Here is an 11678-nt window from a genome sequence, read left to right on the forward strand (position 1 = left end):
CCTAACTGGTCGGGATGTTGCCGAGCTGACGTAAAAATGCACTGTTGGGATAATTCTTTCGAAGAATGCTGGCCGTGTCGCTGGCAAGCTGCGGCAGGCCCAGGGCCGCGTAGGACCTTGCCATGATGGCCAGTGCCTCTTCGCGGGCGGGGGTCAACTGGTAGGTGGTGACCACCTGCTTGCTGCGGTTTGCTGCCGCGACATAGGCGCCGCGCGCGAAGTAGTAGCGGGCGACATCAAGCTCGTGTTCGCCAAGAATGTCCAGTGCCTTGGCCATGCGCAGGCGGGCGTCGGCCGCATAAATGCTGGCCGGATAGCGTGTAATCAGCAGGTTGAAGGTGTCAAAGGCATTGCGGGCCGGTTGCGGGTCGCGTACTGCACCCTCGATGGCCTGGTAATAGGCCAGCCCGCGCAGGTAATAGGCATAATCAACGCGCGGATGGGTCGGATGCAGCTTGATGAAGCGGTCGGCGGCGGTTACGGCTGCTGCGGATTCGCCCATCTTGTAATAGCTGTATGCCACATTGAGCTGGGCCTGCTCGGCGTGGCGCCCATAGGGAAAGCGCGATTCGAGCTCTTCGAACTTCTCGATGGCGGTCTGGTAGTTGCCGGCCTTGAAAGGCTTCTCGGCTTCGGCATAGAGCCGCTCCACCGAGGCGTCACTGCTGGCCTCGGTTTTGTCCGGGGATGATGCGCAACCGCTCATCAGGCCCGCGCCTAGTGCCATCACCATGGAAAAACGGATAAGATATTTGATCATGGACTTAACTTATCATAATTCTGATGCAATGGAAGAGGGGCAGCAACTGCTGACCCTCGAACTGCCCCCTGAAGTCATGGGTTTGCGCCTGGATCAGGCACTGACCCAGATATTCTCCGACCATACCCGGGCCCAGATCCAGACCTGGCTGCGGGACAATCGCGTCACGGTGGACGAAAAGCCGGGCAAGGCCAGCCAGCGCGTGCTGGGCATGGAGCAGGTGCGGGTGCTGGTTCCGGAACCGGAGTCGGGCGACTGGGCCGCGGAAGACATTCCGCTTGATATCTGCTTCGAGGATGAGGATATCCTGGTCATCAACAAGCCCGCAGGGCTCGTCACGCATCCGGCGCCTGGCAATCGCGAGGGCACGCTGCTCAATGCCATCGTGCATCATGCCCCGGCATGCGCCACCCTGGCGCGGGCCGGCATCGTGCATCGTCTGGACAAGGACACTTCAGGACTGCTGGTCGTCGCCAAAAGCGAGGCCGCCCGGCAGGATTTGATTGACCAACTCGCCGCGCGCGAAGTGACCCGCGAATACCGGGCGCTGGTGGTGGGCGCCCTCACCGGTGGTGGCCGGATCGAGGCGCCGATCGGCCGTCATCCGCTGGACCGCAAGCGCATGGGTGTGGTCGGCAGCGGCAAGCCGGCGGTGACGCATTACCGCATCGCTGAACGCTTTCCGCGCCATACCCTGCTGAAAGTCCGGCTGGAAACCGGGCGTACCCACCAGATTCGCGTGCACATGGCCTATATGCATCACCCGATCGTTGGTGATCCGGTCTATGGCGGGCGGCAGATGGTGCCACCTGGCCTGAACGAGGCGCAGCAGGAGCAGTGGCGCAGCTTCCGACGCCAGGCCCTGCATGCCGCGCACCTGGCCTTCATGCATCCGCGTACCGGCGAATATCTGAGCTGGAGCGCGCCGCTACCAAAGGACTTCGAGCAGATCCTGCAGCTTTTGCGCGAGGTGAAGGCCGCTTCGGAAGACAAGGCATGACTCCAGGCTGGATAAAGCCTGACTGGCCTCTGGCGACGTCGGTTGGCGCCTGCATCACCACGCGCAATGGGGGCGTCAGCGAAGCATCTTATGCCAGCCTCAATCTTGGCGCGCATGTCGGCGATGATCCACAGGCGGTGGCGCGTAATCGAGCGATGCTGCGGCAGAAACTCGCTTTGCCGGCGGCGCCGCGCTGGCTGGAACAGGTGCATGGCACCGAGATTGTCGAACTCGATGGGCAGGAAGCTGGCATACCGCGTGCCGATGGATCAATCACCAGCACCCCAGGTGTGGTGCTTACCGTCCTGACCGCCGATTGCCTGCCGGTGCTGCTGGCGGACACCCACACCAGCCGCGTGGCGGCCCTGCACGCCGGCTGGCGTGGGCTGGCCGATGGCATCCTGGAGGCAGGCGTGACGGCGATGCAGCGGCCGCTGCCCACAGTACATGCCTATCTCGGGCCGGCCATCGGGCCGGCGGCCTTTGAGGTGGGTGATGAGGTCCGGGCCCGCTTCCTGGCGGACGATCCTGCCAGCGCGCAATGTTTCAGGCCCTCGCCGGCCGGGCGTTGGCTGGCGGACATCTATGCCCTGGCGCGGCTACGGCTGGAGTCTGCAGGGCTCAAAGCCAGCCATATTCATGGGGGCGGGCGTTGCACTTTCAGCGAAGCAGAGAGTTTTTTTTCCTATCGGCGCGATGGCGAAACCGGACGCATGGCCAGCCTGATCTGGTTGCCGTGACAGTGCCCCGCGCTCTGGGCTAGAGTAACCGGATTTGCCGGACAGGCCGGCAGCGCCGCCTTTGTTCATGTGAGGAAATGATGGCCAGCTTGAAGCGTCAGAATGGAACGGTAGAGACTGATATCCGCCTCATTCAGGAAGGCCTTGCCCCGCTAGGTGTGGACCTTCAGTACTGGCCGACTGGCGGCAGTGAGCGTCTGCAGGCACTGCTGGCGCAGGCTTCACTGGATGATAACGAAAAGGAAGAACTGCTGCAGGCGCTCGATCACTACTTCGAACAGCTCAAAAGAAATGCGGGTTACCAGACGCGTGATCTCATTGTGATTCATGCTGATCTGCCGAACCTCGATGCCATGCTTGCGAAATTTGACAAGTGCCATACCCATGCCGACGATGAGGTGCGCTATGTCGTGGATGGGGAGGGCGTGTTTGGATTCGTGCTGCCCGATGGTCAGCAGGTCGAATTGACCATGGCAGCGGGTGATTACATCAATGTTCCCCACAGTACTGAGCACTGGTTCCGGCTCACGCCCATGCGTCGGGTGAAGGCCGTGCGCTACTTCACCAGCACGGCCGGCTGGGTTCCCGAATACACTGCCACCCCCATCTGTTTATAGCCATGAATGATCAGATCGAGGTGAGCTATCGCTTTCCGCCTGGCGTGGATGCCGGGCGGCAGGCGCGCGTGATTGCGGTCGGCCAGACTGCCGGCTCCTGGGATGCGCGTTTCCAGCATCGGGAAGCGCAGTTGCGGGAACATCTGGCCGAGGTGCTGTCCGTGGAACCGCTCTCGGATGGCTCGCATGCGGCAAAGGTGGCCTTTCCGCGCGCCAATGTCAGTGGCGACATCGGCAGCCTGCTGACCATGATCTTCGGCAAGTATTCGCTCGGTGGACCGGCCAAGGTCATCCGCCTGAAACTGCCCGATGATTATGGCCTGAGACCCCGTTTCGGCATCCAGGGGATTCGTGAGCGCCTGGGCGTGCAGGACCGGCCTTTGGTGATGGCGATCTTCAAGCCGGCGCTTGGATTGAGTGCCGATGACCACGCCGAAATCCTGCGCGAAGTCGCCTTCGCCGGGCTGGATATCATCAAGGATGACGAGATCCTGCCCGACCTGTCCGAGGCACCGACCATTGAGCGGGTGCGCGCCTGCAGGCGGGTGATCGAGGAGGTCGGTCGCGAAACCGGCCGGGAGCCAGTTTATGCGGTGAATCTCAGCGGCCGGGCGGACCAGTTGCTGGCGCAGGCTCGCATGCTGGTGGCCGAAGGCGCCAATGCCTTGCTGCTGAACGTGCTGCCCTATGGCTACGCCGTCCTGGAAGCGCTCGCCACGGACCCGAGCGTGCAGGTACCGATCTTCACCCATCCGGCTCTGGCCGGCGCCTGGTGTGCGGCGCCGGATCATGGCTTTGACTATGGTGTGGTGTTGGGCACGCTCATAGCCCATGCTGGGGCTGACGCCGTGCTCTATCCCGCCCACTATGGCAGCCTGCCCTTTGCAGCGGAAACCGAAGCTGACATTCGCGATATCCTGCGTGGCCGTGGCGTTTTCCCGGTACCCTCGGCCGGCATTCATCCGGGCGTGGTGCCTCGCGCTTTGTGGGATTACGGCAAAGATGTGATTCTCAATGCCGGCGGCGGCATCATGGATCATCCGGAAGGTCCGGCAGCCGGGGTGAAGGCCTTTTTCGAGGCCCTGGATCGCGCCGTGCCCGGTCAGGCCTTCCGGCTCCAAGATGTGCCGGAGGGACCGTTACGTACAGCCCTGGTGCGCTGGGGAGTGGCCTAGATGGCGGGCGCGGCAGTGACTGACGAACGCCGCGAGCTGGCGGCGGCCGCCCGCCACTTCTACCAGCGGGGCTGGATGGTGGGTACGGCTGGCAATCTCTCGGCGCGCGCCAGTGCGGGTGGGTTCTGGATCACCGCCAGTGGTCGTCACAAGGGCGAGCTGACGGACAAGGATTTCATCCGTGTCGATATGGACGGTCAGGTGCTCGAAAGTCCCGATCTCCAGGGCCGCCCCTCCGCCGAGACCAGCATCCATCAGGCCATCTATCGGGCCTTCCCGGAAACCGGCGCGATATTCCATGTGCATTCCGTGGAAGCGAACATTGCCGCGCACTGGGGGGAGAAGGGGCGCCTGCGTCTGCCTGCCCTGGAGATGATCAAGGGCCTGGGAGTCTGGGAGGAAAATCCGCTCGTGGATCTGCCGGTCTTTGAAAATCTGCCGCATGTGCCGGATATCTCGGCGCTCATAGCCGAGCGGCTGGAACAGGAACGGCCGCAGATCCCGGCACTCCTGATCAACCTGCATGGCGCGACGGTCTGGGGAAAGGACTGCACGGCTGCCTTGCATCACACCGAATTGCTGGAATACATTTTTCGTTACATGGTCACGGCCCGCATGGCCGGATTGGGAGGGTATGCATGAAAAGCCAGGCGATTTTGACGGTGATCGGCCAGGACCGGCCGGGGATCGTGTCCGCAGTCAGTCAGGCACTTTACAATGCCGGATGCTCCATCGAGGACGCCTCGATGATGCGTCTGGGCGGCTACTTCGCCATCATGCAGGTGCTGCGCTATCCGCGGGATCTCGGTTCGGTGGAGGCAGCGCTCGACAGCGCCACCAAAAAGCTGGATCTGAAAATGCATCTCGACCCGGTGGCACCCTACAGTGGAGCGGCCGAGATCCCGCCCAACTGCCGTGTCACCGTGTTCGGGGCCGATCACCCCGGTATCGTCGCTCATGTGACCGGGGCCCTGGCGGAAGTGGGGTTCAATATCATCGACCTCAACAGCCATCTCTCGGGTGGCGAGGATCGTCCGGTCTATATCATGACCATTCAGGGCAGTGCGCCGGGTGGGGTGGACGCCGTGGAAGCGGCGCTGAGCTCGGTGCGTGCAGAGGAAAGCGTGGAAATCCGGGTCAGTCCGGTCGATACGCTCATGCTCTAGAATGGAAGCACTCCCGATCCTGACCTACCCGGACCCGCGTCTGAAGCAGACCAGCGAGGCGGTTACGCAGATCGACGGGGAACTCGTGGCCTTTGTCGGGCAACTGAAGCAGACCATGTATGCCGGACCCGGTGGGGTGGGCATTGCCGCGCCGCAGGTCGGGCGTTTTCAGCGCATCGTGCTGGTGGATGTCAGCCCGAAGCTCAAGGACAAGTGTCATGGTTTCCTGACCCTGATCAATCCGCGCCTGCTGGAGTGGAACGGCATGGCCGTGGGGCGCGAAGGCTGCATGTCGGTGCCGGACTTTACCGGCAATGTCATCCGCGCCGAGGAAATCCTGGTGCAGGCCCAGGATCTCAATGGTCGGGAACATGCCTACGAGTTCGAGGGCTTCGAGGCGCGTGCCGTGCAGCACGAGATGGACCACCTGGAAGGTCTGCTGTTTCTGGATCGACTGGTCAGCCGCAATGCCGATCTTTTCAAGCGCAAGCGTTATAAGTAGCCCGCTTCATTCATCATCGGCGTAGGCCGGCAGGTCTTCGGCCTTGCCTCGGAATACCCGGTACATGTACCAGTTGTAAATGATCATGATGGGCACGAAGAAGATCACCACCGCGAGCATCAGCACGACGGTATTCAATGGGGCCAGGGCCTCATAGATGCGCAACCGGGTGGGGATGAGATAGGGAAACAGGGTGGCAGCCAGCCCGGCGAAGGAACTGAGGAAAACGATCAGGGTCCAGAAGAAGGGGCCTGTTTCGGACTGCTGCTCCAGGCTGCGCCAGAGCCGGTAATACGCATAGATGGCGATCAGCGGCAGTATGGCATACAAAAACAGGTTTGGCAGGGTGAACCAACGCGCCATGACATAAGTATGTACCAAGGGGGTGTAAATCGTCACTGCTGCCGCGACCAGCATCGGATAGGGCATGATTTTATAAGCGAGACGATAAAAGGCGGCCTGTGGCTCGCCCTCGGTTTTCATGATCAGATAGCCTGCACCGAGCAGGGCATAGCCGGTAATCACGCCGACACTGACAATGAGCGTGAAGGGATCCAGCCAGGCCAGCAAGGATGCCTGACTTTCTCCGGGGTCAATGTTGAAACCGGCAATGATCTCCCCAAGAATCAGGCCTTGTGCCGCGGCGGCTAGCAGGCTGCCAATGCCGAAGGCCCATTCCCACATTCGCTTGTTTTCCGCGTGTTCGCGGTATTCGAAGGCCACCCCGCGCAGGGCAAATCCAAACAGCAGCAGGAACGCGGGTACATAAACTGCCGGCAGCATCATGCCATAGGCCAGCGGGAAGGCGCCGAACAGAATGCCGCCCACCACCACCAGCCAGGATTCATTGGCGTCCCAGACCGTACCCAGGCTCTGCATCATGATGCCCACCCGGGTTTTTTCCGAGGGTAGCAATGAAAGAATTCCCACCCCGAGATCAAAGCCATCCAGCACCACATAGGCCACCAGGAAAAAGCCCAGGAGCAGAAACCAGATGACAGCGACCTGACCGATCAGTTGTGTGTTGTCCATGCCTTCTCCTAGCTCCCCTGGGTACGGTGGGCAAGTTCCGCTGAGGGTTTGTGAGATCCCGAGAAGGTCTTGATCGGTGTGTCGAGATCCGGTCCCTCGCGCAGGATCCGGCGCGCGAAGTAAAAGCCGATGACGATCAGGGTGGTGTAGAGCAAGGCATAGCTGCCCAGGGACCAGATCAGGCTTTGCAGGGGGATCTGGCTATATGCATGCTCCGTGCGCATGATGCCGTAGATGACCCAGGGCTGGCGTCCGACCTCACGCAGGAACCAGCCGGACTCCACAGCCAGATAGGCCAGCGGAATGCTCAGGATCCAGGCCCGCCAGAGCCAGCGTTGACGCGGGGCATGTGTCATGTCCAGCCGCCCGCGCCACCATAGCCAGCCGGTCCAGAGCGCCAGACCAGCGAAGAAAAAGCCGATCGCCATCATGATGCGGAAGGTATAGTAGGGGATCAGGACGGGTGGCTGGTCTTCACGTGGAAACTCGCGCAGGCCGATCACTGATGCCTTGGGATCGTGGTGGATCAGCAAGCTCAGGACATATGGAATTTCGATTGACCAGTCATTGCTTTGCGTTTCCCGGTTGGGCCAGGCGAGCAGAGACCAGGAGGCGCCAGTACCGGGTGGATTGGTATTCCAGTGGGCCTCGGTGGCCGCCAGCTTGGCGGGCTGATGATGGGCGATGTTCTGGCCTTCCCAGTCACCCAGCAATACCTGGAGGGGCGCGACCAGTATGAGGGCAGTCAGGGAAATCTTCAGTAATCTGAGGAAAAAATCAGTATTCCTGCCCTTGAGGATGTACCAGGCACTTATTCCGCCCGTGACGAACAGGGAAAGTTCGATGCTGGCCATTTCCATGTGCAGAAAGGAAGCCGGGAAGCTCGGGTTGAAAATTGCCGCCAGATAATCGCTGATGACGATCTTGTCATTTACGAGTGTGATGCCGGAGGGCGTCTGCATCCAGGAACTCGCGGACATGATCCAGAAAGCTGACAAAGTGGCGGCGAAAGTGACGATACCGGTGGCAGCCAGATGTGCTTTGGGGGGTACCCGTGTCCAGCCAAACACCATGATGCTCAGGAAGGCCGCTTCGAGCATGAAGGCCAGCACCGCCTCGAAGCCCAGCAGGTTGCCGAGAAAGGCACCGTTGTTGGTAGACAGCGGTCCCCAGTTGACGCCGAAGAGAAACTCCATGGGAATGCCGCTGACCACGCCGATGCCGAAATTCAGGACGAAGATTCGCATCCAGAACTTGGTGTGCTGCAGATAGAACAGATCCTTCGTTCTGACCCAACTCGCTTCCAGGAAGAAGATGATGAGGCTCAGGCCGATGGTCAGCGGTGGAAAGAGAATATGCAATCCGGCGACCACTGCGAACTGCACACGGGAGAGCATTTCCACATTCAGGATTTCGCTCAAGAAATGCCTCCTCGACGTGTAACAGGTCACTGCCAGCAGCTTAGCCTGCTCTGTCGTGGATCTACATGAGACTTAGGCCATATACTAATATGTAAATCAGCATGGTTTCGAATGACGGCACATGGCTCATTCCTGCTTGTCAGGCTGGGCGGCAAGGTTCTCGTTGTCCTCCTTCGTGTGGAGCTGTTTCATGAGCAGCGGAAACAGCGTGACCATCTGATGCAGCCCACGCTGGGTCTGGGGGTCGCGCAGCAGATGATAGATGCCGCTCCAGCCACCCTTGAAACGGTCCTGAGCCTGATCGGCCTCTTCCAGCAGGGCATTTTCCGCCGCCGCCATGATCTGATCGAGATGGGTGATACGGTGACCAAGGGTGCCTACGCGTTCGGACTGTTCCGCCTGCTCCATGAGGTCGCCGATCAGGGCCGCAATATGCAGGTTGTCGTGCACGCCCTGATAGTAATCGCCCAGCGTGCGCAACAACTCGAAGACATGGTTGCGGTGCAGGTTGTCCAGGGTCTCCAGCAGATCGAGCAACGCCACATCCACCTCGTGGCGCTGAATGTAGGCGGTGGCTGCCACGATCAGTTCGGTGATGTCACCGGCCCAGTGTTTCTGCACGAAATCCAGGCTGGCCTGACCGGCGCGCATGAGTTCCGGCAGGGCCTGGGCCATGGTCTCGCGTTCCTCGGGAGAACTGTTTTTCGCCAGCCCGCTGCAGAGGTCGCCGAGCCAGGCCAAACCCGCCCACTGCTCCTGGGTGAGCGGCGTTTGCTGATTCGTATCCATGCATGTCTCCTCAGGCGAAGATCTTTTCCGCCACCAGTTGCGAGAAATCCAGACCCCATTCCGGCATGATGCCCTTGCCCTTGAAGAACAGGTTCTTGTACTGCATCTTCAGGAGATAGGGAATGTGACCGATCTTGAGTACCTGCTCCGGACCACCGAACCAACTGTTGGAGCGGATATAGAAGGCCTGATTGTTGCCCATGTCACCAATGCAGTAAGTGACGGGTTGCAGCGGCTGGTCCGCATCCTGGGCCTGCAGGCGACCGAGATCCTTGGCGATCTGCTTGCCGACGATGGCGCACTCCTGGTGTCCGATGGCACCGAGCTTCGGTACGGTCACTGCTGCGGCATCCCCGCAGGCGAAGACTTCGGGATACTTGGGGTTGCGCATCAGCAGGTCGGTGATGACGAAGCCCATGTTGTCGCTGATGGGCAGTCCACGCAAGAAGTCGACCGCCACCCAGTCCGGGAAAATGATCTTGAGCTCGGCCTCGATACTCTTGCCACTGGTAAACTCGATGCCTTCCCTGGTGATGCGCTTGATGTCCTGGGTTTCGTTCATGTAATGGAAACCCATATTGCTGGCAACGTCCAGGAGCTGGTGGACGACCTTCAGGCCAGCGTCCTCGGCAATCACCTTGCCAGGCGTGAACACGGTGATTTTGTCCGGCCCGCCGCGTCCATGATTCTTGAGCCAGGTCGCCATGCTCAGCATGCCCTCGAGGGGCGGTCCCTCGCAGGCGGCCTCGGCATAGGGGATGCTGCCGCCGGGATAGGGTTCAAGCCCTTCGGCGCCATTGCCCTGATGGAAGCGGGCCGAGCCGATGGCAATCGGGCCACCCTGATACTGATCGGAAAAGAGATAGTTGCGCAACCGGTTGCTGTGGTAAATGTCCGAAACGGTGTCGCCGTATTCCCCGAAGCCTTCGATGCGGTCATAGGCCAGTCTGGCCCCAACAGCGATGACCAGATAGTCATAGCGCATGCCGACGGTCTCGGTGCCTACCCGTTCATTGGGTTGAAAACTGACTTCCTTGCGCTCGACATCCAGCCCCAGAATCTCGGCCTTGATGAAGTTGATGTTGGTGCCTGACACGGTCTCGAAGATATCCATGCGCAGGTGCAGGGCCGGGTCCTCATTTTCGAAGACCACCGCCGGCAGATTGGGAATGAAAAGCAGATAGCTCTTGCGATCGATCATGGTGATATCGACCGTGTCACCGCAGTATTCACGGATCTTCTGCGCCGCGCCAAGGCCTGCGAAATTGGCGCCGAGCACGACTACTCGAGGTTTAGCTGAGTTTGTCATGTGGTGCTCCCTGATTGGACAGATGCTTACAGGGTGAGATCGCGATTGAGCTGGTGAATTGCAGGAATCCACGTAAAATTTTGTCTGGGTTTGCATGCATTCAGGCAGGATCGAGTTCCGTTCAATGCTTACGGGAGCCGTTCCTGCCGAGCATGGCCGCCCCAGCGCCAATCAGCAGACCTGCGACCGCCATGCCGACACTGAGACGATGCTTGCTGAGTTCATACTGCCAGCTATGATCATGCGCCATGTCATCAAAGGTGCCATGCGTGCCGAAATCGCGTGATACCGGCTCGAAAAGATTGTCCGGCTGCTGCGGGTTGGCTGGTATGCTGGTCTGCTGGCTTTGCACCCCGTTATTGGCCAGATATTCATCCGCATAGGCTGGCGCAACTTTGTTGCCCTCGATGGCGACTGTGGTCATGTAACCCACATACAGTTCGCGCCGGTCGGCATGGGCAGCCCAGTAGATCGCCTCGGCAGGCACTTCCGGCTGATAGATGGGGGGCACGGGTTGCGGTTTGTTTGGGAGCTTGTTGCGGGCCCACTCGAACTGCGGCGTATTGACGGCAGGCAGGTGTACGGCAGTCAAGTGAATGGCGCTGCCTTCGTGCATCAGTTCGGAGCGGATCGAATCGGTAAAGCCGACTATGGCATGTTTGGAGCCGCAGTAGGCCGACTGCAGCGGGATGCTGCGATAGGCGAGTGCCGAGCCGACCTGCACGATGGTGCCCCGGTTGCGCGAGCGCATGCGCTTGAGTGCGCTCATCGTGCCATGCACGTATCCCATATAGGTGACATCCGTGACGCGCTGGAACTCCTCGGGTGTCATGTCCCAGAAATAGGAAAATACCGTCACCATGGCGGCATTGACCCAGATGTCGATGGGGCCGAAATGCTCTTCTACCTGCTGCGCGGCGGCCTCGACCTGATCGGCCTTGGAAACGTCCGTGAGCAGGATCAGGGCCTCGCCGCCGAGGTCCTCCACTTCCTTTTTTGCTGCCTGCAGTTGTTCCTGCCCACGGGCAATCAGCCCGATCCGAGCACCGTGGCGGGCGAATTCATGCGCGGTGGCGCGGCCGACACCGGCGGATGCGCCGGTGATTACCACTACTTCTGGCTTTTGATTTCCAGCTTCCATGTTCGTTCTCCTGTCGTGTGGGCCGG

The 11678-nt window shown here is 60.4% G+C and carries 13 protein-coding genes; 7 read left to right on the forward strand and 6 right to left on the reverse strand.

Annotation, left to right across the window (positions count from 1 at the left end; all coding sequences use genetic code 11):
- Window position 1: 1 nt before the first annotated feature.
- On the reverse strand, window positions 2-760 hold the full coding sequence (locus WOB96_RS03350; protein ID WP_341369856.1) for an outer membrane protein assembly factor BamD: 759 nt from the start codon (window positions 758-760) through the stop codon (window positions 2-4).
- Here WOB96_RS03350 and rluD point away from each other — a divergent pair.
- The 7 genes from rluD (at window position 759) to def (ending at window position 5960) form a co-directional block, all read left to right on the forward strand.
- Complete coding sequence (rluD, locus tag WOB96_RS03355) at window positions 759-1760, forward strand: 23S rRNA pseudouridine(1911/1915/1917) synthase RluD (RefSeq protein ID WP_341369857.1); 1002 nt, start codon at window positions 759-761, stop codon at window positions 1758-1760. The two genes, WOB96_RS03350 and rluD, sit on opposite strands and share 2 nt — an antisense overlap.
- On the forward strand, window positions 1757-2500 hold the full coding sequence (pgeF, locus tag WOB96_RS03360; protein WP_341369858.1) for a peptidoglycan editing factor PgeF: 744 nt from the start codon (window positions 1757-1759) through the stop codon (window positions 2498-2500). The genes rluD and pgeF overlap by 4 nt, the downstream gene beginning before the upstream one ends.
- Window positions 2501-2580: 80 nt before the next feature.
- Window positions 2581-3117, forward strand: a complete 537-nt coding sequence (locus tag WOB96_RS03365; protein WP_341369859.1) for a 1,2-dihydroxy-3-keto-5-methylthiopentene dioxygenase — start codon at window positions 2581-2583, stop codon at window positions 3115-3117.
- Window positions 3118-3119: 2 nt separating this feature from the next.
- Entirely contained in the window at window positions 3120-4292 is a 1173-nt protein-coding gene (locus tag WOB96_RS03370; protein ID WP_341369860.1) for a RuBisCO large subunit C-terminal-like domain-containing protein, read from the forward strand.
- A complete protein-coding gene (mtnB, locus tag WOB96_RS03375) occupies window positions 4293-4934 on the forward strand; it encodes a methylthioribulose 1-phosphate dehydratase (protein WP_341369861.1) in 642 nt (213 codons plus the stop codon).
- Window positions 4931-5458, forward strand: a complete 528-nt coding sequence (locus tag WOB96_RS03380) for a glycine cleavage system transcriptional repressor (protein WP_341369862.1) — start codon at window positions 4931-4933, stop codon at window positions 5456-5458. Before mtnB ends, WOB96_RS03380 begins: the two co-directional genes overlap by 4 nt.
- A 1-nt stretch (window position 5459) precedes the next feature.
- Complete coding sequence (gene def / locus WOB96_RS03385; RefSeq protein WP_341369863.1) at window positions 5460-5960, forward strand: peptide deformylase; 501 nt, start codon at window positions 5460-5462, stop codon at window positions 5958-5960.
- A gap of 6 nt (window positions 5961-5966) precedes the next feature.
- Here def and cydB read toward each other — a convergent pair whose 3' ends face one another.
- The 5 genes from cydB to WOB96_RS03410 all read right to left on the reverse strand — a co-directional run bounded on the left by cydB (window position 5967) and on the right by WOB96_RS03410 (window position 11652).
- Window positions 5967-6992, reverse strand: coding sequence for a cytochrome d ubiquinol oxidase subunit II (cydB, locus tag WOB96_RS03390; RefSeq protein WP_341369864.1), 1026 nt, complete (start codon window positions 6990-6992; stop codon window positions 5967-5969).
- Between the two features lie 8 nt (window positions 6993-7000).
- Window positions 7001-8413 carry a cytochrome ubiquinol oxidase subunit I gene (locus tag WOB96_RS03395; protein ID WP_341369865.1) on the reverse strand — a complete coding sequence of 471 codons (1413 nt, stop codon included), beginning with the start codon at window positions 8411-8413 and terminating at the stop codon, window positions 7001-7003.
- A 126-nt stretch (window positions 8414-8539) separates the two neighbouring features.
- Window positions 8540-9202, reverse strand: coding sequence for a helical membrane plugin domain-containing protein (locus WOB96_RS03400; RefSeq protein WP_341369866.1), 663 nt, complete (start codon window positions 9200-9202; stop codon window positions 8540-8542).
- Window positions 9203-9212: 10 nt separating this feature from the next.
- Window positions 9213-10511, reverse strand: a complete 1299-nt coding sequence (locus WOB96_RS03405) for an NAD(P)/FAD-dependent oxidoreductase (RefSeq protein ID WP_341369867.1) — start codon at window positions 10509-10511, stop codon at window positions 9213-9215.
- 121 nt (window positions 10512-10632) lie between these two features.
- Window positions 10633-11652, reverse strand: a complete 1020-nt coding sequence (locus tag WOB96_RS03410) for an SDR family oxidoreductase (protein WP_341369868.1) — start codon at window positions 11650-11652, stop codon at window positions 10633-10635.
- Window positions 11653-11678 lie beyond the last annotated feature (26 nt).

The organism is Thermithiobacillus plumbiphilus (assembly GCF_038070005.1).
Lineage (GTDB): Bacteria > Pseudomonadota > Gammaproteobacteria > Acidithiobacillales > Thermithiobacillaceae > JBBPCO01.